The 25133-nt window shown below is 40.9% G+C and carries 23 protein-coding genes and 1 riboswitch; of the genes, 17 read left to right on the top strand and 6 right to left on the bottom strand.

What is annotated here, in order from left to right; all coding sequences use genetic code 11:
- Positions 1-9: 9 nt before the first annotated feature.
- The 6 genes from mnmE to rpmH all read right to left on the bottom strand — a co-directional run bounded on the left by mnmE (position 10) and on the right by rpmH (position 4750).
- Positions 10-1383 (bottom strand): tRNA uridine-5-carboxymethylaminomethyl(34) synthesis GTPase MnmE, encoded by a 1374-nt coding sequence (gene mnmE, locus G5B11_RS07380; protein ID WP_173727405.1) that lies wholly within the window; start codon positions 1381-1383, stop codon positions 10-12.
- Positions 1384-1614: 231 nt separating this feature from the next.
- A complete protein-coding gene (jag, locus tag G5B11_RS07375; RefSeq protein WP_158422180.1) occupies positions 1615-2580 on the bottom strand; it encodes an RNA-binding cell elongation regulator Jag/EloR in 966 nt (321 codons plus the stop codon).
- Between the two features lie 29 nt (positions 2581-2609).
- Positions 2610-3905: a membrane protein insertase YidC gene (gene yidC / locus G5B11_RS07370; RefSeq protein WP_244092942.1), complete on the bottom strand. Its 1296-nt coding sequence runs from the start codon at positions 3903-3905 to the stop codon at positions 2610-2612.
- Between the two features lie 42 nt (positions 3906-3947).
- A complete protein-coding gene (gene yidD / locus G5B11_RS07365; RefSeq protein ID WP_158422163.1) occupies positions 3948-4160 on the bottom strand; it encodes a membrane protein insertion efficiency factor YidD in 213 nt (70 codons plus the stop codon).
- A complete protein-coding gene (gene rnpA / locus G5B11_RS07360; RefSeq protein WP_158422162.1) occupies positions 4157-4501 on the bottom strand; it encodes a ribonuclease P protein component in 345 nt (114 codons plus the stop codon). Before rnpA ends, yidD begins: the two co-directional genes overlap by 4 nt.
- 114 nt (positions 4502-4615) lie before the next feature.
- Positions 4616-4750 carry a 50S ribosomal protein L34 gene (rpmH, locus tag G5B11_RS07355; RefSeq protein ID WP_158422161.1) on the bottom strand — a complete coding sequence of 45 codons (135 nt, stop codon included), beginning with the start codon at positions 4748-4750 and terminating at the stop codon, positions 4616-4618.
- A 568-nt stretch (positions 4751-5318) separates the two neighbouring features.
- Between rpmH and dnaA the strand changes: the two genes are divergently transcribed.
- The 17 genes from dnaA to G5B11_RS07270 all read left to right on the top strand — a co-directional run bounded on the left by dnaA (position 5319) and on the right by G5B11_RS07270 (position 25048).
- Complete coding sequence (dnaA, locus tag G5B11_RS07350) at positions 5319-6680, top strand: chromosomal replication initiator protein DnaA (RefSeq protein ID WP_158422160.1); 1362 nt, start codon at positions 5319-5321, stop codon at positions 6678-6680.
- Positions 6681-6957: 277 nt separating this feature from the next.
- The gene (dnaN, locus tag G5B11_RS07345) at positions 6958-8073 is read left to right on the top strand and encodes a DNA polymerase III subunit beta (RefSeq protein ID WP_158422159.1); all 1116 of its coding nucleotides are present in this window, start codon (positions 6958-6960) and stop codon (positions 8071-8073) included.
- An 86-nt stretch (positions 8074-8159) separates the two neighbouring features.
- Complete coding sequence (locus tag G5B11_RS07340) at positions 8160-8378, top strand: RNA-binding S4 domain-containing protein (RefSeq protein WP_173727419.1); 219 nt, start codon at positions 8160-8162, stop codon at positions 8376-8378.
- An 8-nt stretch (positions 8379-8386) separates the two neighbouring features.
- Positions 8387-9463, top strand: coding sequence for a DNA replication/repair protein RecF (gene recF, locus G5B11_RS07335; RefSeq protein WP_158422157.1), 1077 nt, complete (start codon positions 8387-8389; stop codon positions 9461-9463).
- Positions 9464-9551: 88 nt separating this feature from the next.
- A complete protein-coding gene (locus tag G5B11_RS07330; protein ID WP_244092941.1) occupies positions 9552-11963 on the top strand; it encodes a hypothetical protein in 2412 nt (803 codons plus the stop codon).
- 13 nt (positions 11964-11976) lie between these two features.
- The gene (rsmA, locus tag G5B11_RS07325; RefSeq protein ID WP_173727403.1) at positions 11977-12846 is read left to right on the top strand and encodes a 16S rRNA (adenine(1518)-N(6)/adenine(1519)-N(6))-dimethyltransferase RsmA; all 870 of its coding nucleotides are present in this window, start codon (positions 11977-11979) and stop codon (positions 12844-12846) included.
- A gap of 459 nt (positions 12847-13305) precedes the next feature.
- The gene (locus tag G5B11_RS07320) at positions 13306-13755 is read left to right on the top strand and encodes a DUF1002 domain-containing protein (protein ID WP_173727402.1); all 450 of its coding nucleotides are present in this window, start codon (positions 13306-13308) and stop codon (positions 13753-13755) included.
- Between the two features lie 481 nt (positions 13756-14236).
- The gene (locus tag G5B11_RS07315; RefSeq protein ID WP_173727401.1) at positions 14237-15139 is read left to right on the top strand and encodes a 30S ribosomal protein S1; all 903 of its coding nucleotides are present in this window, start codon (positions 14237-14239) and stop codon (positions 15137-15139) included.
- A 32-nt stretch (positions 15140-15171) separates the two neighbouring features.
- Complete coding sequence (locus G5B11_RS07310; protein ID WP_173727400.1) at positions 15172-16842, top strand: putative manganese-dependent inorganic diphosphatase; 1671 nt, start codon at positions 15172-15174, stop codon at positions 16840-16842.
- 87 nt (positions 16843-16929) lie between these two features.
- Entirely contained in the window at positions 16930-17511 is a 582-nt protein-coding gene (locus G5B11_RS07305) for a flavin reductase family protein (protein ID WP_158422151.1), read from the top strand.
- 63 nt (positions 17512-17574) lie between these two features.
- Positions 17575-18069 carry a shikimate kinase gene (locus G5B11_RS07300; protein WP_158422150.1) on the top strand — a complete coding sequence of 165 codons (495 nt, stop codon included), beginning with the start codon at positions 17575-17577 and terminating at the stop codon, positions 18067-18069.
- A gap of 82 nt (positions 18070-18151) precedes the next feature.
- Positions 18152-19444, top strand: a complete 1293-nt coding sequence (locus G5B11_RS07295; protein WP_158422149.1) for a UDP-N-acetylglucosamine 1-carboxyvinyltransferase — start codon at positions 18152-18154, stop codon at positions 19442-19444.
- 149 nt (positions 19445-19593) lie between these two features.
- A riboswitch (SAM riboswitch) is annotated at positions 19594-19697 on the top strand.
- Between the two features lie 77 nt (positions 19698-19774).
- Positions 19775-20965 carry a methionine adenosyltransferase gene (gene metK / locus G5B11_RS07290; protein WP_173727399.1) on the top strand — a complete coding sequence of 397 codons (1191 nt, stop codon included), beginning with the start codon at positions 19775-19777 and terminating at the stop codon, positions 20963-20965.
- 202 nt (positions 20966-21167) lie between these two features.
- Positions 21168-22286 carry a sensor histidine kinase gene (locus G5B11_RS07285; protein ID WP_420360622.1) on the top strand — a complete coding sequence of 373 codons (1119 nt, stop codon included), beginning with the start codon at positions 21168-21170 and terminating at the stop codon, positions 22284-22286.
- Positions 22283-22972, top strand: a complete 690-nt coding sequence (locus G5B11_RS07280) for a response regulator transcription factor (protein WP_158422146.1) — start codon at positions 22283-22285, stop codon at positions 22970-22972. Before G5B11_RS07285 ends, G5B11_RS07280 begins: the two co-directional genes overlap by 4 nt.
- Positions 22973-23012: 40 nt before the next feature.
- A complete protein-coding gene (locus G5B11_RS07275) occupies positions 23013-24443 on the top strand; it encodes an aminotransferase class I/II-fold pyridoxal phosphate-dependent enzyme (protein WP_173727397.1) in 1431 nt (476 codons plus the stop codon).
- A gap of 20 nt (positions 24444-24463) precedes the next feature.
- Positions 24464-25048: a guanylate kinase gene (locus G5B11_RS07270; RefSeq protein ID WP_173727417.1), complete on the top strand. Its 585-nt coding sequence runs from the start codon at positions 24464-24466 to the stop codon at positions 25046-25048.
- The last annotated feature ends 85 nt before the right edge of the window (positions 25049-25133 follow it).

Here is a 25133-nt window from a genome sequence, read left to right as displayed (position 1 = left end):
TCCTTTTACCTATTTTCCCATACAGAATTTACTGAATATCTCATTTACCAGATCTTCGCCTACCGACTCCCCTATGATCCTTCCAAGGCTCTCATAAGCGCTCATAAGATCTATGGAAAAGAAGTCTTCAGGCATATCATCAATAATACTTTGTTCCACCATTTTCAAGCTTGCCAATGCATCTGTAAGGGCTTCCTTATGCCTTGCATTTGTAATATAAACCTGGTCATTAAAAGTGATTTCCCCCTGAAAGAAAAGCTTCCGGATCTGTTCTTCCAGTTCTCCTATCCCAGTCTCTTCTTTAGCCGAAACCGGAATTACAGGATGTGAAACCAGTGCCCGAATATCTTCTGTTGTAACAGCCGGATCCAGATCTGTTTTATTATAAAGCACAATGGCTTTTTTTCCTTCCAGCATCTTCATGATCTCATGATCATTTTCATCAAGAGGCGTAGACGAATCTACCACATACAGGATCAAATCTGCGTCCTTTGCCAGCTCCTTTGCCTTCCCTACGCCAATCTTTTCAACCACATCCTCTGTCTGCCGTATTCCTGCAGTATCTGCCATTTTCAGGGTGATCCCATGAAGATTAATATACTCCTCAAGCACATCTCTGGTAGTTCCTGCAATGTCTGTAACAATAGCCCTGTTTTCCCCTGTCAGAAGATTCAGCATGGAAGATTTTCCTGCATTTGGCTTACCAAGGATCACTGTGCGGATACCCTCACGGATCATTTTTCCATCTGAAGCTGTTGCAATCAGATGATCCATCTTCTTTTCCTGTATTTTTACTACTTTAAGGAGCTGCTCCGGATATCCATCCAAACTGATATGTTCTGGATCATCCAGTGCAGATTCAATATATGCAATATGGTAGATCAGCTCACTACGGATCTGTGTGATCACTTTTTTTACAGAACCCTTCAGCTGGCTCATAGAGCAGTTCAAAGCTGACTGATTCTTTGCCTGGATCACATCCATCACTGCCTCAGCCTGGGACAGATCCAGCCTTCCGTTTAAGAATGCCCGTTTTGTAAATTCACCTGGCTCTGCAATCTTAGCTCCGTTTTTCAAAACTGTTTCCAGTACCCTGTTCATAGCATACACACCGCCGTGGCAATCGATCTCTACAGTATCCTCTCCTGTAAAAGTGCGAGGTGCCTTCATGATCATTACCAGAACCTCATCTACCAATTCCTCTCCATCATAAATATATCCATAATGAATAGTATGAGATGCCGCTTTGCGGATATCCTTTTTCCCACCTTTGGATTTGTAAATCCGACTGATCACATCCATGGATTCTTCTCCACTGATACGGACGATCCCAATGCCGGATGCACTGACAGCTGTAGAAATTGCAGCGATGGTTTTTTCCATTTTCATTCTCCTCTTGTTTTTCAATAAAAAAATGTTACTCCAGGTGCACCTTGCTATGCTGGAATATATCCCGAATAACAAAGCTGCTTTTCTATCTTTCACCTAGAATAACATCTTTTCAGTTTCATATTCAACTGGATTTTCGGAAAACAGATATTCTTATATCTGTTTTCTCAGCTTTCGCAAAACAAATATCATTATATCTGCGTCCAGATTTTCCATCCTGTAATCTTAGTACCTTTTCAATCTTACAACTACATGACGATATGGCTCTTCGCCCTCGCTGATGGTCTCCACATACTTGTTTCCCTGCAGAGAGGAATGGATGATCCTTCTCTCATATGGATTCATCGGCTCTAAAACTACCGGCTTCCTGGTCTTCTTAACCTTGTAGGCAATCCCTCTTGCCAGGTTCTCCAGTGTCTCTTTACGACGACGGCGATAGTCCTCTGTATCAAGCTTTACACGAATATAATTACTCTTGCCTTTATTTACCACAAGGCTGGTAAGATACTGAAGTGAATCCAGAGTCTGTCCTCTTTTTCCGATCAGGATACCCATATCTTCGCCTTCAAAATCCACCTCCAGACATCCGTCAGTTGTGTCGTACTTGGATGTGATCTCTACTTCTCCAAGATCCATGGATGCAAACACATCCTTCAGGAAAACAATTGCTCTCTCTTCGATCTCTTTGATCTCCTGTGGATCTGTGATCACTTCTACAGGCTTAGACGGCTTTACCGGTCTTTCCTTCGGCTGACGTTCTTTTACTGTGCCTTCTGTTTCTTTTGGCTGTCTTTCTTTAACCGGACGTTCTTTATAAGTTTTCTCTTTTGCCGGCTTAACTGGCTTTTCCTTTGGTTCTTTTGCAAGATCCGCTTTCTTTGGCTCTTTCTTTTCTTCCTGTCTGGGTGCCTGTTTCTTCACTGGCTTCGGAGCCTTTTTGCGGTTTTCATCTTCTTTGATCGCTTCCACTTTTACAGTATCAACGATTTCCTTGATCTCTTCCTCATCAGAAACGGTTTCGATCTTACGTACTTTAATAATTGCAGGCTTACTGCCGATGCCAAAAAATCCAGAGCTGCCTTCGCTTACAACCTGAATATCAAGCTGGTCACTGGATGTACCAAGCTCTATGCAGGCTTTTGTGATTGCTTCACTTTTAGTTTTTGCGGAAAACTGAACGTAATCCTCCATCATAGCCCCTCCGTTCCTTATTGTTGTTCTTATTTTTTCTTGTTTCTCTCATCAAAATCCCTTACCATATTGGCCTTTGCAGTAATACTGCCTGGCTTTGCATTTCTTGCCTTCTGGTAGGATTCCTCAAGTTTTTTTGTTTTCTCAGCAGCATTGCCGCCGCCATTTCCCTTATCAATCTTTGTTGTATTAATGTTCTTTGTATTTTGATTTGCCTGATTTGTGATCTTCTGTGGCGGAAGCCCCTGTTTTGCACGCTTCTTTTCCATTTTTTTCATGTTTTCATTAATCAGGTCATTAATATCAATCTTATTCAGAATACGATTGATCACTACCTGCTGTACGCTTCGTACCACTGCACTGGCAATCCAGTAAATACCAAGACCTACCGGGAATGTGAAACAGAATACAGCAGACATCAGGGGCATTACTGTATTCATGGTCTTCATGGATGCATTCATGGTAGAATTACTGTCATTTGTTACTGCTGCCTGAGGCATCAGCTTATAATTGAGTACCTGTGTTGCCCATGCAAGAACCGGGATCATGATTGCTACAATAGCAAGGATGATAGCACCACCTGTAAATGCAGCCTTAATATAAGTAAGAGGCTGGTCTGCAATATTCAGCCCGCAAAAGCTCTGCATCTTGGAAATCTCGCTGGCAGCTCCATTGATCTCCTTGGAAAATCCTGAAAACTGGCTCATGGAAGAAAGTTCCTTCCACTGAGATGGGGAAAGTGCATACAGGAAATCAATGATTGAGTTGCTTGTAGCCTTTGTTCCATCTAAAACAAGGGATACCCTTGACATGTTGTGATCCTTGATAAAGGTCTGAAGCAGATCTGTATATCCGTTTATGGAAACGATCTTTGTCACAACATCTGTAAATACTTCACCAACACTGCTTACATATGCAGGAATCTTATAGATAACCTGCCATAAAGCCATCAATACAGGAAACTGGATCAACAACTGCACACAGCTTCCTGTAGGAGAAACGCCGTATTTCTGGTAAACAGCCTGTGTTTCTTCCTGCATCTTTTGTGCGGAAACCTGATCTCTCTTACCCTGATACTTCTTCTGAATCTTCTGAAGCTCAGGCTGCATAACCGCACTCAGCTTGGAAAATTTCTGCTGCTTAACCTGCAGCGGGGTCATAAACAAAAAAATAACGATACTGAAAATAATGATACAAAGACCCAGGTTCTGAATACCGAACAGACTATCAAACATCTTGTAGATGCCATTCATGATCCATCCCATCAGAGTTGCCAGCTGGCCAATGATCGGAGTAGTACTCTTTGTGGCTAAAATAATATCCAAGGTTTTCTCCTCCTAGATTTCGTACTGCTTAGGTAAAATACCTTATGGTACAGGATCGTAGCCTCCATGTGAAAAAGGATTACATCTTAATATCCTCCACAAAGCAAGAAGGCCGCCTTTCCATGCACCGTACTTTTCGATTGCTTCCAAACCATATTGAGAACATGTGGGAATATAAGGACATTTTGTTCTCTTCATTGGTGACAAATATTTCTGATAGAGACGAATCATCTTAATCATCCATTTTTTGATCATGGCTTTCCTCCACAGCATTTATGCCGCTGACCCAGATGCAAAAGAGCGCTTTCGATTTCCTGATAAGACCTTCCCTTTGCCCCGGTCCTGGCAACAACTACTATATCCAAACCTCTTTCAAATAATGTTTCATTCAGGCGATAACTCTCTCTGATCAATCTGGTGATTCTGTGGCGTACCACACTATTCCCTACTTTTTTACTTACTGATATTCCCAGACGATTCTCCATGTGCCCATTCTTCAGCACGTACATCACCAGATACCTATTTGCCTGTGATGTTCCTTTTCGGTATACTTTCTGAAAATCCTGATTTTTCTTTAAGGAGTCTGAGTATTGCATCTAATCCTCCTTTTTAATTCTTTATAGAAGAAAAGACCACATATCTGCGGTCTTAACGGGTCAAGCATTCTTATTGCTCCAGCATATAAAATTGGCTGCTGACAGCTGTCCTGCTTAAGCAGATAAGCGCTTTCTTCCTTTTAATCTTCTGGCAGCCAGAACTTTACGTCCGCCTTTTGTACTCATACGTGCACGGAATCCGTGAACCTTTGCTCTTGATCCTTTTTTCGGCTGAAATGTCATTTTCATAGGTAAAGCACCTCCTTTATCTATTTATCATTTTAATTATCTATCCTAATCAGAACATCATTTCAATTATATTCATAAAAACCTGATACGTCAAGCATAAAATGGGAATTTTCCGGCTTTTTTTCGTCTCATTTTTTTTGCTATTTTGGGAAATAGTGGATAGTTTAAATGGTTTACGTAATATTATCCACAATTTGTGGATAACTTGTGGATAACTTGTCAATAATCTATAAAACTATCCACTTTTTTCGACATATTTATACACACCTTTTGCTAAAAAGCCATTTTTTTCAAGTGGTGGACAGTGGATAAACTTATACACATTATTTTAAACCATTTTGTCGCTATTTCGGATTTTATGGAAACCTGTGTGGTTATTTCCACTGTTATCCACACTAATCCACAGCTAAAATGTGGATAACAACCCACCTAATCCACATTATTCTTCTCATTACACACCATTTATTTTCCATCACTGCCCTATTTTCTCATTGCGAAACCAGGAAATTTATTATAATATATAAAAGGATATTTATGTCCTTTTATCAATGCACCACGGGAGGAAAAAATGAACACAGTAATCGAAAAATGGGATGAAATCCTTAATATAGTAAAAACAGAACATGATCTTTCTGAGGTTTCCTTTAATACATGGCTGAAACCCCTTAAAGTATATGAAGTAAATGGTAATGTAGTCACCATCATCGTGCCCTCTGAGCAGGTAGGGCTTTCTTATATTACAAAGAAATATAAGCTTCCTCTGCAGGTAACCATCAGTGAAGTTGCAGGCATGGACAACTGTGATGTGCGTTTTATCCTTCCCGAAGACGTACCAGCCAAAAAAACAGTTTCTTCTGGCAACAGCCATACAGCGCAGGATATCCGTTGCGAAGAAGCACATTTAAATCCCAAATATACATTTGATACCTTTATCGTAGGCAGCAACAACAAATTTGCACAGGCTGCAGCCCTTGCAGTTGCAGAATCACCAGGAGAAGCATATAATCCGCTTTTCATCTACGGCGGTGCCGGACTTGGAAAGACTCATCTGATGCATTCTATTGCCCACTTTATTATTGAACATAACGAAAAAAGTAAGGTACTTTATGTTACCAGTGAAGAATTTACCAACGAACTGATCGAGACGATCCGTAATGGAAATAATTCTGCCATGACCAAATTCCGTGAAAAATACCGTAATATTGATGTTCTTCTGGTTGATGATATTCAGTTTATTATAGGTAAAGAATCCACCCAGGAAGAATTTTTCCATACTTTTAACAGCCTGCACAGCGCCAAAAAGCAGATCATCATCTCCTCAGATAAACCGCCAAAGGATATGGAGATCCTGGAAGAACGATTCCGTTCCAGGTTTGAATGGGGGCTGATCGCAGATATCACCCTGCCAGATTACGAAACACGTATGGCCATCCTTCACAAAAAAGAAGAAATGGACGGCTATAATATTAATGAAGAAGTTATCAAATACATTGCCAATAATATCAAATCTAATATCCGTGAGTTGGAAGGCGCCTTTAATAAAGTAATGGCTTCCGCAAAGCTGGAACAAAAAGATGTTACCTTAGAACTGGCTGAACAGGCATTAAAGGATATTATTTCACCTGATGAAAAGAGAGTTATAACTCCTGAATATATTATTTCCATTGTTGCAGAACATTATAATGTAACAACCGCTGATCTTTGCGGCAATAAGCGAAGCTCCAAAATCGTGATTCCAAGACAGGTAGCAATGTACCTTTGCCGTGAACTTACTTCCACACCATTAAAAAGCATTGGTAAATCCCTTGGAAACCGTGACCATACCACTATTATGCATGGTATCGAAAAGATGGAAAAGGAAATAATTACAGACAGTAATCTTAACAATACCATTGACATCTTAAAGAAAAAGATTAATCCACAAAATTAACATTGCTTATCCACACACCCTGTGTATAGCATGTGGTTTAATGTGGAAAACTTAAGTGGTTTTTTTACCCGTTTTTTTCCACATTTGTTTTACACAAGTTATTCACACACCTAAACCTGAATTTTACACGAAGTTATCCAATGCTTAAACCCTTTGATTTTGGGGCTTTTATGAAGTTATTCACATTTTCACACCCCCTACGGCGATTACTTCGGATTTCTTCTTTTATTTAAACACATAAAAACCCACATCAGCCAGAAAAGGAGTTATACACATTATGAAAATTATCTGCTCTAAAAATAATCTTCTGAAAAGCGTAAGTATTTCATTAAAAGCAGTTCCATCAAAAACAACCATGCCGATTCTTGAGTGTATTCTTATTGATGCATCAGCCAGTCAGATTAAATTTACAACAAATGATATGGAACTTGGTATTGAAACCATAGTTGAGGGTACTATTGAAGAAAAAGGTATGGTTGCACTGGATGCTAAAATCTTTTACGAAATCATAAGAAGACTTCCTGATAATGATGTAACCATCAAAACAGATGATAAATTTACTGCAACGATTACCTGTGAAAAAGCAAAATTTACGATTCCCGGCAAATCCGGAGAAGATTTTGCCTATTTGCCAATGATTGAAAGGGATGAACCTTTGACTTTATCACAGTACACATTGAAGAATATGATTTGTCAGACAATTTTCTCAATTGCAGTGAATGAAAACAACAAATTAATGACCGGTGAATTGTTTGAAATAAAGAATAATTGTCTGAAAATAGTTTCTCTGGATGGACACCGTATTGCTATTCGTAAAATGCCGTTGAAAAGAGATTACTCAGACAAAAAAGTGGTGGTACCAGGTAAGACTCTCAATGAGATCAGCAAGATCCTTTCTGGCGAAGTAGATGAACAGGTAAGCATTTTCTTTACAAAAAATCATATTCTTTTTGAATTTGACCAGACAATGGTAGTATCCAGACTGATTGAAGGAGAATATTTCAGGATTGACCAGATGCTTTCCAGCGATTATGAGACTAAGCTGACTATTAACAAAAAAGAATTTTTAAGCTGTATTGACCGTGCCACTCTTCTGGTACGTGAAGGTGATAAAAAACCTATCATTATTTCCATTACAGACAGCAGTATGGAGCTGAAAATCGATTCTGCCATGGGTTCTATGAATGAGGATATTGATATTTCAAAAGATGGAAAGGATATTGTAATCGGATTTAATCCTAAATTCCTGATCGATGCATTGAAGGTCATTGATGATGAAAACATTAATATTTATCTTGTAAATCCCAAGGCTCCATGTTTTATCAGGGATGATGAGGAGTCCTATACGTATCTGATCCTGCCTGTAAACATTAATCAGAATCAGGCAAGATAAAAGAAGAGAAAATAACTGACACAGATAGAAAGCCGGATCTGTGTAAAAAATAAAATGTAAACAGTAAAAACATCAGGAGGCGGATTATTTTGGTTATCCATATCAGAGACGAATTTATCAAACTTGGACAGGCAATGAAGCTGGCAGATCTGGTATCTGACGGTGTAGAAGCAAAATATGTGATCAGTGACGGACTTGTAAAAGTAAACGGAGAGGTTGACACACGCAGAGGCCGTAAGCTATATGTGGGCGATATGATTTCCTATAATGGACAGGATGTGCAGGTTGAAGGAGAAAGTGAATAAGCAGTCCCATGTATATTGAATCCATCAAATTAAGCAATTTCAGAAATTACGAGAATCTTGAACTGCATCTGGATCAGGGAACCAATATTTTTTACGGAGATAATGCGCAGGGAAAGACAAATATCCTGGAGTCTGTTTATCTGTGTGGTACAAGCCGTTCCCATAAAGGAAGCCGGGATAAAGAAGTGATCCGTTTCGGGCAGGATGAGTCCCATATACGGATGAATGTATGTAAAAACAGGATGAATTATCAAATAGATATGCATCTTCGTAAAAATAAGGCAAAGGGCGTGGCAATTAATGGAATGCCTATCAAGAAAGCAAGAGAACTGCTAGGTGTGGTAAATCTGGTTTTCTTTTCGCCTGAGGATCTGAATATTATCAAAAACGGTCCTTCGGAGCGAAGAAGGTTTATGGATTCAGAGCTTTGTCAGCTTGACCGGCTTTATCTTACAGACCTGGCAGGATATAATCATATACTGAATCAGAGGAATAAGCTGCTGAAGGAGATATTGGGGAATACATCTCTGAAGGACACTCTGGATGTATGGGATATGCAGATGGTTAATTATGGGAAGAGGGTAATTGCTAAGCGAAGGGATTTTGTGGCAGAACTTAATGATATTATCCGGGAAATCCATAAGAATCTTACGGGCAGGGAGGAACTGTTGGAGATCCTTTATGAGCCAAATGTAAGTGACCAGGATTTTGAAGAGACTTTGTTTAAGAACAGAGACAGGGATTTTCGTATGCGCTTAAGTTCTACAGGACCCCACAGAGATGATTTTGGTGTAATGGTCAATGGCATCGATATCCGTAAATATGGTTCTCAGGGACAGCAAAGGACAGCAGCTTTATCTTTGAAGCTTTCAGAAATATATCTGGTAGAAAAAATCATTAAGGATAAGCCTGTGCTTCTTCTGGATGATGTGCTTTCTGAACTGGACAGCAGCAGGCAGTCCTGTCTCCTGGACAGCATCCATGATATACAGACATTGATCACCTGTACAGGACTTGATGATTTTGTAAGCAGGCAGTTTCACATTAATAAGGTTTTTCAGGTTGTTGCAGGTCATGTACATTAGATGTGAAACATTTATTTTTTGACAAGCATGACTGCTTATGATAAACTATCCGTAATTGTGAGTTGGTATTGGAAAGTTGGTGAAAATTTTGGACAAGGAAGAATTTCGTATTAAGCTGGAGGAGATTAATCACCTTGTTGAGAACAAGGATTATAAGGGGGCTATGGGCGTTGTTGACAGTATTGACTGGCGCCGTGTAAAGAATGTACGTACTCTTTGTGTAGTAGGTGAGATCTATGCTGCCAATAAGCGGTATGAGGACAGTAAGGAGATTTTTCTTCTGGCTTATCACAGGGCACCTATCGGCAAGAATATTCTTTACCGTCTGATCGAGGTTTCTCTGAAGATGGGGGACATTGAGGAGGCTAAGGATTTTTATCAGGAATACAAGGAGGTTGCCCCAGGGGACAGCACGCTTCTGGTTCTGAAATATAAGATCTTAAGTGCAAAGAATGCGCCTATCAGTGAACAGATCAAGGTTCTTGAAGAATATAAAGAAAAAGAATTTACAGAGAAATGGTCTTATGAGCTGGCAAATCTTTATTATCAGGCAGGCGAAAAGGAAAAGTGTCTTGAATTATGTAATGAGATGATCCTGTGGTTTAATGAAGGTAGCTATGTGATGCGTGCCATGGATCTGAAGCTTCGTATGGGAGCACTTACAGGAGATGAGAAGCAGCGTTATGAGCAGCAGTTTGTGCCTAAGCTGTTTACACCTGAGGAAGTACAGAGTCTGAAGGACAAAGGCGAGGAGCCGAAAGAAAGCAGTGAAGAAAAAGAACAGCCACTGATCGAAAGTATTCCGGTTGGCAATGATAAAGACCTGAGCGGAGTAGAAAGTCTTCAGGAGAAGATATCCAAAGGAATCCGTGACATTTTCGGTAAACGTATGGAATCGGATGAAGAGCTTTTAAGCGAGGAGTATGGTGCAGAGGATGAGATGATCAAAAAGCCTTCAGATAAAGAACTGGCGAATGCACCTGCACTGGAGCCTGAGAGCGGCAAGTCCATTCTGGTTAAAGAGGATGCTACAGAAAAGAAAGAATCTGCAGATCTGAAAGAGAATTTCACAATGCCGGAGCTTAAAATTCCGGAGTCCATGAAGAATTTTGAAGCAGAAGAAACACCGGAGGTACCTAAGGCAGTTCTGGATGATACTCCTGTTTTTGCCAATCAAAAAGAGGGAAAAGAATTCAATCTGGAAGATACCATTCTGGCAGCAGCAAGTGCCCAGGGCATCAATATTCCAGAAGAACCTGAAGTAAAGGAAACTCTTGTTTCCAAAGAAGAAAAGATTCCTGAAAAAGAAGAAGCACAGCCGGTGAAAGCAGCAACTCCTGTTCAAGAGCCGATCAAAGAAGAAGTACCTTCACCACAAAAGAAAATGGTGGAACTTGAGGAAGAAGAATTTCTTTCCGAGGAGGATCTGCAGGAAGCAGAAGCTGAATTCCTGAATGGTCCGAAGAAGCCTGAAGAGAAAAGCCTTGAGAAATCTTCTGTACCTGAGATCCCAAGACTGGAAGATGAAGAATTATTTACCAACGATTACAGTGCGGATGATGAGCCGATAGAAGAATTAAAAGAAAAGGCTGCACCGAAAGTGCCTGAAGTTGCAGAAGAGATACAGCCATTGAAAGAAGAGTCAGAAGAAGAGAAGCCGGTTCTTTCTGAGGAAGAGGAATTAGAGCAGTTTATTGATTCTATTCAGCCTAAGGATGAAAGAGATCCTATGGATATTATCCCAAGAGAGCGTACACTGACTGATGAGGAGAAAAAGCTGTTTACATATTTTGTAAAGGTTCCCGGTATGAAGGAGCAGCTTCTGGACGCCCTTCTGGACGCCCAATTGGCAGCAGCAGATAAGACCTCAAAAACAGGCAATATTATTGTTATGGGAGGTCATGAGACAGGTAAGACAAGGCTGATCGGAAGTCTTATTCCTGCTATTTGTAAAGAAAGAAATATTGAAGCCTCAAAAGTAGCCTACGTATTTGCTGACCAGATCAATGGCATGGATATGTCAAAGGTAGTAGATAAGCTTTCCGGTGGATTTTTGGTGATTGAGGAAGCCAATTCCCTTACTCCGGAGACTGTAGAAGAACTGGATAAAGCTATGAATTTCAGGACGGATGGTCTTACAGTGATCCTTGAAGATGAGAAGATTGGCATGAGGAAGCTGATTGCCAAATATCCCAGGTTTGCAAAGAAGTTTACATCCATGATCAATATACCTGTTTTCACTAATGATGAGCTTGTGAATTTCGCAAGAGTTTATACAAAAGAAAATGGATACCGTATCGATCAGATGGGAATGCTTGCCCTTTATAATCTGATTGGCATCAACCAAAAAGAAGATGAGCCAATGAATATCGGTTCTGTGAAAGAGCTTCTGGATAATGCAATTTCCAGATCTCAGGGAGGCCTTCTGAAATTCAACAAGAAAAAAAGAGTTGACAGAGACGGATACATCGTACTCTATGAGAAAGATTTTGCAAAATAAAGGAGATTAAAAAATGCCCAGACCTTATCTTGGAAATCCAAAATATACCATTGAAGTCCTTCAAAAGTATCATTTTGTATTCCAGAAAAGGTTTGGGCAGAATTTTTTAATTGATACCCACGTTCTGGAACGGATCATTGAAGCTGCCCAGATAACAAAGGATGATTTTGTGATTGAGATAGGTCCTGGTATCGGTACGATGACCCAGTATCTGGCAGAGGCTGCCAGGGAAGTGGCAGCGGTGGAGATCGACCGTTCTCTGATTCCAATCTTACAGGATACCTTACAGGATTGGGATAATGTAACTGTGATCAATGAGGATATCCTGAAGGTAGATGTATGTAAGCTGGCCCAGGAGAAGAATGGTGGACGTCCGGTAAAGGTGGTTGCCAATCTGCCATATTATATTACAACGCCTATTATTATGGGATTATTTGAAAATCAGGTACCATTGGACAGTATTACTATTATGGTGCAGAAAGAAGTGGCAGACAGGATGCAGGTAGGTCCGGGTACTAAGGATTATGGAGCACTGTCACTGGCTGTACAGTATTATGCAAGGCCACAGATCGTGACCAATGTTCCGCCAAACTGTTTTATGCCAAGGCCAAAGGTAGGAAGTGCTGTAATCAGGCTTACCAGATTTCAGGATCCGCCGGTAAAGGTAGATGATGAAAAACTGATGTTTGCCATTATCCGGGCATCCTTTAATCAGAGAAGAAAGACTCTGGTAAACGGACTTAAGAACGCTTCTGAATTGTCTTTTAAGAAGGAGCAGATCGAAAGTGCGCTGACAAGTGCTGGTCTTCCGCTGAATATCAGAGGAGAGGCACTGACGCTGGAGCAGTTTGCGCAGCTTTCCAATGAATTTTCCAGAATATAAATAAAATAAAAAGCATCCGTTGGCTAGGCGGATGCTTTTTATTTTGTCTCAAATATATTTTTTAAAAGGAAGGAGAGTTAATTACCGTATTGGTAATTAACATATGAAAAAGAAATTTATAAAAATAATGTTGGCTGTATTATTTTTACGCTTTTTAGTATATCCATAAATTGTGATGGAATCATGTTTATATTATGAAAAAATAATGAACGAGAAAAAAAATAATTGTAACTGAGATTTGGAATTGAGTGAAAATTATAACTTTCTTTTGGATATTACTTATAAAATGATTATAGAAATTTTATATATATTTTACAAATTTTAAATACCAACTGTGTTATAATAAACCGAACTTTATGATATAAGAAACGGATCGTAAGGATGTAATGATTTGATGATATCATAGAGGAAATTATGAGACACAAAGATCATTTGGCTATTTAACAGGAGGTTATTATTTTGAAGAACATAAAGAAATTAACAGGTATTATGATGGCTGGGGCACTTGCTTTTTCTGTACCGGTACCGGCGATAGCTTCTGGTTTTGATACTTCTTCTCTGGAAGCTCTGATCGACAGTGGAGTGGATGCAGTATTCAGCGATCCGGATCAGACAGTAGACATTATCATGTATGTGAAGGACAAGATCGGACAGCAGGATGTAACTGATGATCAGATCCGTACTGTGATCAATGAGGCAGCGGATGCTTTCCAGATCAGTCTTACAGATTCAGAGAAGGACAATCTGGTAGACCTTGCCAGAAAGGTAAAGGATGCCAATATTGATGAGGATGAGCTTCGCAGTGATGTAAATGCAGTATTTGACAAGATGGATGCTCTTGGAGTTGAGAAGAATGATGTGAAAGGATTCCTGAAGAAGATTCTTAATTTAGTAAAAGGATGGTTCTGATTTATCACTTTAATGTACTAAATACACAATAAATAAAAACATTATGAAAAAATTGCATGTGGTAATTTTATAAAAAAAGAATAGAAAAACAGAAAATATTGTGCAAAAAAACTAAAAGTTCACTACAGGTTCATAATTTGTTCACAAGTAACTGCTATGATGTAATCAGTTCGAAAGAACAATACCAAAGACGTTGTAATGACACCATTACACATAAAATTTTTTCATAATAATTGCCCCGGTAAACCACTACCGGGGCACTCCTCGTTTTTAGGGAAAGTTTATCTTTATTTCCAAGAAGAAAGTAAAATGTTATATAAAAATATAAAAATCCATATTTTCATCTTTTCAGCTAGTATGCTATAATTCACTTCAGATAAGATGAGAATTATCTGTGGAATGCATTTTTAAAAGTAATACTATAAGGATATGGATTATTTACAATGAGAATAATTAATATTGAAAGATGGGAGAATAGATTATGTCTGAAACAATGAAAGATTATGAGAAGGAGCTGGAGGCTTCTTTTAAGAAGGTACAGGAGGGAGACATTCTTACCGGTACAGTGATCAGTGTAGATGAGAAGGAAGTAGTGCTTGACCTGAGATATTATGCAGAAGGTATTATTCCGGCAGAGGATTACAGCAGGGAGCCTGGTTTTAACCTGAAAGAAGATGTGCATGTAGGTGATGAGGTTTCTGCCACAGTAGTGCGTACAGATGACGGACATGGGAATATTCTGCTTTCAAGGGTGGAGGCTACTGATGTGCTGGCCTGGGATCGTTTAAAAGAGATGAAAGCTTCCGGTGAAGTGATCGATGTGATTGTAAAGGGAGTTGTGAACAGCGGTGTAGTTGCCTATGTAGAAGGCATCAGAGGCTTTATCCCTGCATCTAAGCTGGCACTTTCTTATGTGGAGGATACCAATGATTACCTGAATAAGCATCTTCAGGTACAGGTGATCGATGTTGATGAAGATAACAAGAAGCTGATTCTTTCTGCAAAAGAGCTTCTCAGAGAGAAGGCAGAGGAAGAGCGTAAGAACAAAATTTCAAATATTCAGCCGGGCTTTGTTACGGAAGGAAAAGTAGAAAGCCTGCAGCCTTATGGCGCATTTGTTGATCTGGGAAATGGTCTTTCTGGTCTTGTCCATATTTCACAGATCTGTGAGAAAAGGATCAAGAAGCCTTCAGAAGTATTGACAGTAGGAGATACTGTTAAGGTAAAAGTGATTTCTGTGAAGGACGGTAAGTTAAGCCTGAGTATTAAAGAGGCTTCCGACCTGATGGCAAAAGATGTAGAAGAAGAAACCTTTGAAATTCCTGATTCAGGAGAACAGGCTACAACATCCCTTGGTTCTCTGTTTGCAAACATCAAGCTTTGATCAGGGTTCTGGATCGTGGAAGGACGGTATGAATGGGTACACAGGAAAAAATATTTGTAATAGGACATAAGAATCCGGATACGGATTCCATCTGTTCTGCCATTGCTTATGCAGACATTAAGAATCAAAAAAGCCTTGTAAAAAAATATATTCCCAAGCGTGCAGGTCAGATCAATGAAGAGACTCAGTATGTACTGAAGCGTTTTGGGGTACAGCCTCCTGCATATTTGGGAAATATAGGTACACAGGTAAAGGATATGGATATTCGTGTCAGTCCTGAGGCGGATAAGAGTATGTCCCTGAAGAATGCATGGGATATGATGCAGGAGAATAGTATTGTGTCACTGCCCATCCGGGATAAGGACGGAGAACTGGAAGGCCTTGTCACCATCGGAGATATTGCAAAGACTTACATGGATACAACAGATAGTTACTTTCTGTCTAATGCCAGGACTCAGTACAGAAGGATTGCGGAAACTCTTAGCGGCAAGGTAGTTGAGGGTAATGAACATGCTTATTTTGTAAAAGGTAAGGTTCTTGTAGGCACTGCCAATCCTCAGGTACTGAAGGAATTTGTAAAAGAAGACGATATGGTGATCATGGGCAACCGTGAAGAAGACCATATCCAGGCAATCAGACTAAATGTAAGCTGTATCATTGTGGGTATGGGCGTTGAGGTATCTCAGAAGGTGCTATCTCTTGCACATGAGAAGAACATTGTGGTGATCACCTCACCATGTGATTCTTTTACAATTGCAAGGCTGATCAACCAGAGTATTCCTTTAAGATTTGTAATGAAAAGGGATAATCTGGTGACTTTTAATACAGAAGACTTTACAGATGATATTCAGGATGTTATGATTAAACACCGTCACCGTGCATTTCCTGTGATCAATAAGCGGGGGAAATGCGTAGGTACTATTTCTCGCCGTAATTTTCTTGATATGCACAGGAAAAAGGTGATTCTGGTAGATCATAATGAGAAGGATCAGGCAGTTGATAATATAGATAAAGCTGAGATCGTTGAGATCATTGATCACCATAAGCTGGGATCATTGGAGACGATGAAGCCTATCAGCTTTCGGAATGAACCGGTAGGCTGCACAGCCACCATTCTTTATAAGATTTATGGGGAAGAAAGGCTGGAGATCCCGCCAAAGATCGCAGGACTTCTCTGTGCGGCAATCATCTCAGACACGCTGATGTTTCGTTCCCCTACATGCACGCAGCAGGATAAGATTGCTGCTAGTGCATTGGCACTGATCGCTGATATTAAGATAGAAGAATTTGCAAAGGAAATGTTTAAGGCAGGCAGCAATCTGAAGGAAAAGTCTCCGGAAGAGATTTTTTATCAGGATTACAAGAAATTTATTGCAGAAGGAAATGTTACTTTTGGCGTGGGACAGATCAGTTCCATGGACAAAGACGAGCTTCTGGAGATTAAAGAGAGGCTGGAACCATTTATGGTAAGCGAATGCGGGCGGCATGGTGTTACCAGGGTTTATTTTATGCTTACTAATATCCTGGACGAGTCTACTATGCTTCTTTACTATGGGGAAGGCAGCCGGGAAATGGCAGAGTCTGCTTTTCATATTGAGCCTGAGAACGGAGCATTTATGCTTCCGGGAGTGGTTTCAAGAAAGAAGCAGATCATTCCTGCGATGATGGAAGCTGCACAGCTTATGACCAACGAATATGCATAATCTTGCAGTAAGATCATTACAGTAAAGACCATTGTATAAAAATCGTTAGGATAAAGAGCATTAAAGAATACAGAAGGATAGATAAAAATTATGAAAGAAACATGGAAACCCGGGAATATGCTGTATCCTCTTCCGGCAGTGATGGTAAGCGTTACAGACGGACAGGGGAATGACAACATTATTACAGTGGCCTGGACAGGAACCATATGTACTAATCCGCCTATGGTTTATATTTCTGTGCGCCCGTCAAGATATTCCTACGAAATGCTTAAAAAGACCGGAGAATTTGTGATCAACCTTACCACTGAGGAATTGGCTTTTGCTACAGATTACTGTGGTGTCCGTTCAGGAAGGGATGTGGACAAATTTAAAGAAGCCCATCTTACCAAGGAGCCGGCACAGTTTGTAAAGGCACCTATGATCAAGGAATCACCGGTATCTATTGAATGCAGGGTAACAGAGGTAAAGGAGCTTGGTTCCCATCACATGTTTCTTGCAGAGGTTCTGGCAGTCCATGCCCAGCAGGAGTACATAGATAAGAATAATAAATTTCAACTGAATAAAGCAAAACCGATCGTATATTCCCATGGTGAATATTTGGGAACAGGCAAAAGCCTGGGCACTTTCGGGTACAGCGTAAAGAAAAGAAAAAAACAGGAAAAGCGCTGATTTCACGGTGGGATTGCACATTTGATCAGAATGTGTTAAAATCGAAAGGAATTTATTGAGAACATGAATAATATTACATTGATTGGCATGCCGGGAGTGGGGAAGAGCACCATTGGTGTTGTTCTTGCCAAGGTACTGGGATATGAATTTATGGATTCAGACCTGTTGATACAGCGTCAGGAGAAAAGGCGTCTGCATCAGATCATTGAGCAGGAAGGAGTCGAAGGATTCAAAGCCATAGAGAATCGTGTGAATGCATCCATTGAGACTGAGAATACAGTTATTGCCACTGGGGGAAGTGTGGTATATTGTGAGGAGGCAATGGATCATCTCAAAAAAATAGGAAAAGTCGTTTATCTCAGGCTTTCTCTGGATTCCCTTGCTAAAAGACTGGGAAATCTTGAAAAAAGAGGAGTTCTTTTGAAGGAAGGACAGACTCTGAAAAGCCTTTATGAGGAACGAGTTCCCTTATATGAGAGATATGCAGATATTGTGATCGATGAAGAAGGGAAAGATTTGGAAGCAAGTCTGCAGGCAGTTTTGGAAACACTGGTATAGTGAAAAGAATCAGTAGCTATATGATAATCAAAGGGGTAAAAGTAACTGTTGACATGAGGAGAGTAAATAATAGAGGTGTTTTATGGAACAGTATGTTATTAAAGGCGGAAATCCACTGGTAGGTGAGGTGGACATAGCCGGTGCAAAGAATGCGGCTCTTGCTATTTTATCCGCAGCAATAATGACGGACGAGACTATCCTGATTGAGAACCTGCCTGATGTAAGAGACATAAATGTTTTGCTGGAGGCTATTTCCGGTATTGGTGCCCAGGTAGAACGTGTGAATAAATCAACCGTTAAGATCAATGGTTCTACCATTGCGGACGTAAGTGTAGATTATGAATATATTAAGAAGATCCGTGCGTCTTATTATCTATTAGGAGCACTGCTTGGCAAGTATAAGCATGCAGAAGTCCCCCTTCCGGGAGGATGTAATATCGGAAGCCGTCCTATCGACCAGCATTTAAAGGGATTCCGTGCCCTTGGAGCAAAGGTGGATATTCTTCATGGTGCGATCGTGGCCAAAGCAGAGAATCTTCATGGAAGCCATATTTTCCTTGATGTGGTATCTGTTGGAGCTACCATCAATATTATGATGGCTGCATCTCTGGCGCCAGGACGTACGATTATCGAGAATGCAGCACGTGAGCCACATGTAGTAGATGTTGCCAATTTCCTGAACAGTATGGGAGCCAACATCAAGGGTGCAGGTACAGATGTGATCCGTATCCGTGGAGTTGAGAAGCTTCACAAGACAGAATATTCCATTATTCCGGATCAGATCGAGGCTGGTACATTTATGTTTGCTGCAGCTGCTACAGGCGGCGATGTTACCGTAAGAAATGTAATACCGAAGCATCTGGAAGCAACCACTGCCAAGCTGGAGGAAATCGGTTGTGAAGTACAGGAATTTGATGATGCGGTTCGTGTACGTGCTACAGGAAAGCTTCACCGTACTCATGTGAAGACCCTTCCATATCCAGGATATCCTACAGATATGCAGCCGCAGATTGCAGTTGCCCTTGCCCTTGCAGAGGGGACAAGTATTGTAACAGAGAGTATTTTTGAGAATCGTTTCAAATATGCAGACGAGCTTTCCAGAATGGGAGCCAGCATCAAGGTAGAAGGTAATTCTGCTATCATTGATGGTGTGAAGAAGCTGACAGGAGCTAGAGTCAGTGCTCCGGATCTGCGTGCAGGAGCTGCTCTTGTGATTGCCGGACTTGCAGCAGAGGGTATTACCATAGTGGATGATATCCAGTATATCCAGAGAGGATATGAGGATTTTGAGGACAAGCTGAGAAGTCTTGGAGCTGAGATCGAGCGTGTATCCAGTGAGAAAGAGATCCAGAAGTTCCGTCTTCGTGTAGGATGATCTTATGGATTTGGCCTGATGCTATAGCATGCTGTAAAGCAGTGTTAATACTATGAAATGACTGACGGTCAGGTTTTTTTCTGAAATCTATTGACAATTGATATTAATGAGTATATTGTATTGTTTGCAACGATACAATTAAAAATAGCCTTTTATTCAGAGTGGTGGAGGTACATAGGACCTGAGAAGCCACGGCAACCCCTGAGAGATCATGGAAGGTGCCCTGCCTGAGCGAGCAATCGAACAATAAGAGGACTGATTATATATAGCATTTATTAAACAGTCCGATTATTCGGGCTGTTTTTACATTTAAAGAGAAAAGGAGAAATCATGGAGAAACTTTTATTTACTTCCGAATCAGTAACAGAAGGTCATCCGGACAAAATGTGTGATGCTATTTCAGATGCCATTCTTGATGCATTGATAGAACAGGATCCGATGAGCCGTGTAGCCTGCGAGACAGCAACAACCACAGGTCTTGTGCTTGTTATGGGAGAGATTACTACAAAAGCATATGTTGATATCCAGAAAATCGTAAGGGATACGATTCGTGAGATTGGTTATACCAGAGGCAAATACGGATTTGATGCAGATACCTGTGCTGTGATCACTGCAATCGACGAGCAGTCAGGAGACATTGCAATGGGTGTTGATAAAGCATTGGAGCTGAGAGAGGATAAGATGGATGAGGATGAACTGGATTCCATTGGAGCCGGTGATCAGGGCATTCAGTTTGGTTATGCTACCAATGAGACGGAAGAATATATGCCTTATGCCATCAATATGGCACACAAGCTTTCATATCAGCTTACAAAAGTACGTAAAGACGGTACTTTAAAGTATTTAAGGCCAGATGGCAAGACTCAGGTAACTGTAGAATACAGTGAAGATGGAAAGCCGATCCGTATTGATGCAGTTGTATGCTCTACACAGCATGATCCGGATGTAACACAGGAGCAAATCCATAAAGATATTAAAAAATATGTATTTGATGAGATCATCCCAAGTGATATGGTAGATGAGGATACCAAGTATTTTATTAATCCTACCGGACGTTTTGTAATCGGCGGACCTCATGGTGATAGTGGACTTACAGGACGTAAGATCATTGTAGATACATACGGTGGAACAGGACGTCACGGCGGCGGTGCTTTTTCCGGAAAGGACTGTACAAAGGTAGACCGTTCTGCAGCTTATGCAGCTCGTTATGTAGCTAAAAATATTGTGGCAGCAGGACTGGCCGACAAGTGTGAGATCCAGCTTTCTTATGCAATCGGTGTTGCACATCCTACATCTATTCATGTAGAAACATTTGGCACAGGAAAGCTTTCTGATGCAAAGCTTGTAGAAGTGATCCGTGAGAATTTTGATCTTCGCCCGGCTGGTATCATCAAAATGCTGGATCTGCGTCGCCCGATCTACAAACAGACTGCTGCTTACGGACATTTTGGACGTACAGATGTTGATCTTCCATGGGAGCATCTGGACAAAGTTGATGATCTTAAAAAATATCTGGCATAAGCCGTTAATAGATTTGGAAAATGCGCTTCACTGTATGGTGGGGCGCTTTTTTTCGTAATAGGATCGTGCCTAGTGAAGCTTTTTTATAGAAAATTTAGAGATAAACAATGGTATCTGTGATATAATACTGCTAACGTACAGGATGAATAAGTAAAGGATATTGCCTATGAAACTGAAAGCAAGAATCATCGTAGGATTTACGATGATCATTTTGGTTCCGTTACTGCTTTTTGCTGCAGCATTATATGGTTTTAGAGAGACTCAGTCCAAGCAAACCGTTACCCAGACAGAGACTGACAGTGATGGAGAAGTATATGATATTGCCATTTCGCAGTCCGATGAAGGACATGCCAGGATCCATTTGATGACCAAGGATCTGTTTTTGTCTGCATTTATTATTCTTATATTTACAGCTCTGGCAATTGGTCTCTGGCTGTACCGGAGTATTGCCACTCCCTTGGTAAAACTTAAAAAAGCGACGCAGAACATCAAAGAAGGGAATTTGGACTTTGTCCTGGATGTAGAGGGAAATGATGAGTTTTCCCAGTTGTGCCAGGACTTTGAAGAGATGCGCCGCCGTCTGAAAGAATCCACAGAAGAGAAGAATCTGATCGAAAAAGAGAATAAAGAGCTGATCAGCAATATTTCCCATGACCTGAAGACCCCGATCACTGCTGTAAAAGGTTATGTGGAGGGGATCATGGATGGTGTTGCAGATACACCGGAGAAGATGGACAGATATGTGCGTACCATTTATAATAAGACAAATGAGATGGATCATTTGATCAATGAGCTTACTTTTTATTCCAAGATTGACACCAACCGTATCCCATATACGTTCAGCAAGCTGAATGTAGAGGATTATTTCAGTGACTGCGCAGAAGAAGTTGGTCTGGAGCTGGAAACAAAAGGAATCGAGTTGGTTTATGCCAATTATGTGGAGAATGATGTGGTGGTGATCGCTGACGGTGAGCAGATCCGCAGGGTGATTCACAATATTATCGGCAATGCCATCAAGTACATGGACAAGAAGAGAGGTATTATACAGATCCGTGTAAAGGATGTTGGAGATTTTATCCAGGTTGAGATAGAGGACAATGGCAAGGGTATTGGGGCCAAGGATCTTCCATATATTTTTGACCGTTTTTACAGGACGGATATTTCCCGTAATTCTTCTAAGGGGGGCAGTGGCATAGGGCTTTCCATTGTAAAGAAAATCCTGGAGGACCATGGCGGCAAGGTATGGGCTACAAGCCGTGAAGGGATTGGTACGATCATGTACTTTGCTCTCAGAAAATATCAGGAGGTACCTATGAAATGAGTAAGATATTGATCATAGAAGATGAAGAAGCAATTGCAGATCTGGAAAAGGATTATCTGGAACTTTCCGGGTTTGAAGTAGAGATAGCCAACCGGGGAGATACAGGACTTGATCGGGCACTGACAGAGAAATTTGATCTGATCATTCTGGATCTTATGCTTCCGGAGGTGGATGGTTTTGATATTTGCAGACAGGTGCGTCAGGAAAAGAATATCCCGATCATCATGGTTTCTGCCAAGAAGGATGATATTGACAAGATACGAGGACTTGGACTTGGAGCAGATGATTACATGACCAAGCCATTCAGCCCCAGTGAACTGGTTGCCCGGGTAAAAGCTCATATGGAAAGATACAATCGTCTGGTAGGATCTAATGTCCAGAAGAATGATGTGATCGAGATCCGTGGGATCAAGATTGACAAGACGGCCAGGAGAGTATGGATCAATGGGGAAGAAACCACCTTTACTACCAAGGAATTTGATCTTCTTACTTTCCTGGCAGAGAATCCCAACCGGGTATTTACAAAAGAAGAATTGTTCCGGGAGATCTGGGATATGGAATCTGTAGGGGATATAGCCACAGTTACTGTACACATTAAGAAGATCCGTGAGAAGATAGAGTTTAATACAGCAAAGCCACAGTATATTGAGACGATCTGGGGTGTTGGATACAGGTTTAAGGTTTGATCCTGCTGGATCGGCCATACAGACAGGATATGAGGACAGGATGGAACGATTATATAAAAAGCTGGAAGCATACGGTCAGGAAGGGTCTTACCCGTTTCACATGCCGGGGCACAAAAGAAACAAAGCATCTGTGTACGGAGATTTTCCAATAGAGCAGGATATTACAGAAATATATGGATTTGATAATCTTCATCATGCAGAAGGGATCATTAAAGAAGCACAGGAAGAGCTGGCCAGACTTTACGAAGTAAAACAAAGTTTTTTTTCTGTAAATGGAAGTACGGCAGCTATCCTTGCGGCTATTTCTGCTTCTGTGGAAAAGGGAGGACAGATCCTGGTAGCCCGTAACTGCCACAAAGCAGTATATCATGGGATTTATTTAAGAGATCTTGAACCTATATATATTTATCCACAGACAGACCCAAAATTGGGGATAAATGGAGAAATTTTGACTTCCCGTGTGGAAAGATCGCTGGAAGAAAATAAAAATATCCAGGCAGTGCTGATCACTTCTCCTACTTATGATGGAGTAGTGTCAGATATTCAGGAAATCGCCAGGATCGCACATGAGCATCAGGTTCCACTGATCGTAGATGAGGCTCATGGTGCTCATTTCCGATATTCTTCTTATTTTCCTGTGCCAGCAGAGAAGCTGGGAGCAGATGTGGTAATCCAGAGTTTTCACAAGACCCTGCCTTCTATGACACAGACTGCAGTTCTCCACAGGTGCAGTGATCTTGTAGATGGGACAAAGCTTGCCAGATTTATGGATATTTATCAGACCAGCAGTCCCTCCTATGTACTTATGGCAAGTATTGATGCCTGTGTAGACAAGATGAAAAGAGAAGGTACGGATATGTTTCGCACCTTTACCAGGCAGCTGGAGCAGGCAAGGCGAAGCTTGGCGAAATGCAATTATATAAGATTGGTTCCTGAGCCAGGCAATAAAGAATATTTCGATTTTGACAGATCAAAGATCATATTGTCTACAGAGCATTGTTCCTTTAATGGCACACAGCTTGCCAAGGTCCTGCGTCAGGAATTTAAGATCGAAGTAGAGATGGAGACAGAGCAGTATGTGATCGCTATGGCAGCAGTAGGCGATACAGAAGAAGGATTTTTACGTTTGTGTGAGGCCATACAGACCATAGATGAAAGAGAAGCAGCCATTTTGAAGGTGGAAGATAAGAGGACAGAGTATGATTTTCGCTGGGAAGAAAAGAAGCAGTTTATGAGGATCTCCCAGGCAATGGATGCTCCGTCTGTGCCTTGTCCTTTAGAAGAAAGTGCAGGGAAGATTTCTACAGAATTTGCTTATTTATATCCGCCGGGGATTCCGCTTCTGGTGCCAGGCGAGCAGATCACTGGACTTTTCATAAAGAATGTGAGAAGATACATGGAGCAGGGACTGAATTTCCAGGGTCTTGCAGACAATACAAATGAAACCATAGCAGTAGTAAAGGAGTTATAGGGCTTATGCCCTGGAACCATATGGGAAAGATTTTTTATATCATGGGAAAGAGTGCATCAGGTAAGGATCATATCTACGCAAGACTGATGCAGCATACAGAACTGAATCTGAAAAAAATGGTTTTATATACAACACGTCCTATACGTGACGGAGAAGAAGAAGGAAAGCAATATTTTTTTACAGATGAAGAAAAGCTGAAAGAATTCAGGAGAAAGGGTTGTGTGATCGAGGCACGTTCCTACAGTACCATGCATGGAATCTGGTATTATTTTACCGCAGATGACGGACAGGTGGATCTGACACAGGATGATTATCTTGGGATTGGCACCCTGGAATCCTATCTTAAACTAAAAAACTATTACGGTGAGGATGCAGTCCGTCCGGTTTATATCGAAGTGGAGGATGGAGAACGTCTTACCCGTGCACTGAATAGGGAGAAGGAGCAGGAGAAGCCAAAGTATGAGGAAATGTGCAGACGTTTCCTGGCAGATCAGGCAGATTTTTCTGAGGAGAATATTCTGAAGGCAGGAATCTGGAAGAGGTTTCAGAATGTTGAATTGGAGGATTGTGTGGAGGAGATTGTAGGCTATATCAAAACACAATAAAATACGAAGATACAACATGTGGGGGTAAATTTTAACATAATATATAGCAAGAATTCTCCTTCCTCTACAGGTGGGAGATGAATTG

The sequence above is a fragment of the Blautia glucerasea genome (assembly GCF_013304385.1).
Classification (GTDB): domain Bacteria; phylum Bacillota; class Clostridia; order Lachnospirales; family Lachnospiraceae; genus Blautia_A; species Blautia_A ammoniilytica.
This window is presented reverse-complemented; position numbering and strand designations above follow the sequence as displayed.

Excerpts from the sequence above, each read along its gene's own strand:
- mnmE (WP_173727405.1), bottom strand. The coding sequence starts at position 1,383 with ATGGAAAAAACCATCGCTGCAATTTCTACAGCTGTCAGTGCATCCGGC.
- G5B11_RS07300 (WP_158422150.1), top strand. The coding sequence starts at position 17,575 with ATGAATAATATTACATTGATTGGCATGCCGGGAGTGGGGAAGAGCACC.
- dnaN (WP_158422159.1), top strand. The coding sequence starts at position 6,958 with ATGAAAATTATCTGCTCTAAAAATAATCTTCTGAAAAGCGTAAGTATT.
- G5B11_RS07275 (WP_173727397.1), top strand. The coding sequence starts at position 23,013 with ATGGAACGATTATATAAAAAGCTGGAAGCATACGGTCAGGAAGGGTCT.
- recF (WP_158422157.1), top strand. The coding sequence starts at position 8,387 with ATGTATATTGAATCCATCAAATTAAGCAATTTCAGAAATTACGAGAAT.
- dnaA (WP_158422160.1), top strand. The coding sequence starts at position 5,319 with ATGAACACAGTAATCGAAAAATGGGATGAAATCCTTAATATAGTAAAA.
- yidD (WP_158422163.1), bottom strand. The coding sequence starts at position 4,160 with ATGATCAAAAAATGGATGATTAAGATGATTCGTCTCTATCAGAAATAT.
- G5B11_RS07310 (WP_173727400.1), top strand. The coding sequence starts at position 15,172 with ATGGGTACACAGGAAAAAATATTTGTAATAGGACATAAGAATCCGGAT.
- rnpA (WP_158422162.1), bottom strand. The coding sequence starts at position 4,501 with ATGCAATACTCAGACTCCTTAAAGAAAAATCAGGATTTTCAGAAAGTA.
- rsmA (WP_173727403.1), top strand. The coding sequence starts at position 11,977 with ATGCCCAGACCTTATCTTGGAAATCCAAAATATACCATTGAAGTCCTT.
- G5B11_RS07270 (WP_173727417.1), top strand. The coding sequence starts at position 24,464 with ATGGGAAAGATTTTTTATATCATGGGAAAGAGTGCATCAGGTAAGGAT.
- G5B11_RS07280 (WP_158422146.1), top strand. The coding sequence starts at position 22,283 with ATGAGTAAGATATTGATCATAGAAGATGAAGAAGCAATTGCAGATCTG.
- rpmH (WP_158422161.1), bottom strand. The coding sequence starts at position 4,750 with ATGAAAATGACATTTCAGCCGAAAAAAGGATCAAGAGCAAAGGTTCAC.
- G5B11_RS07285 (WP_420360622.1), top strand. The coding sequence starts at position 21,168 with ATGATCATTTTGGTTCCGTTACTGCTTTTTGCTGCAGCATTATATGGT.
- G5B11_RS07295 (WP_158422149.1), top strand. The coding sequence starts at position 18,152 with ATGGAACAGTATGTTATTAAAGGCGGAAATCCACTGGTAGGTGAGGTG.
- metK (WP_173727399.1), top strand. The coding sequence starts at position 19,775 with ATGGAGAAACTTTTATTTACTTCCGAATCAGTAACAGAAGGTCATCCG.
- G5B11_RS07315 (WP_173727401.1), top strand. The coding sequence starts at position 14,237 with ATGTCTGAAACAATGAAAGATTATGAGAAGGAGCTGGAGGCTTCTTTT.
- jag (WP_158422180.1), bottom strand. The coding sequence starts at position 2,580 with ATGGAGGATTACGTTCAGTTTTCCGCAAAAACTAAAAGTGAAGCAATC.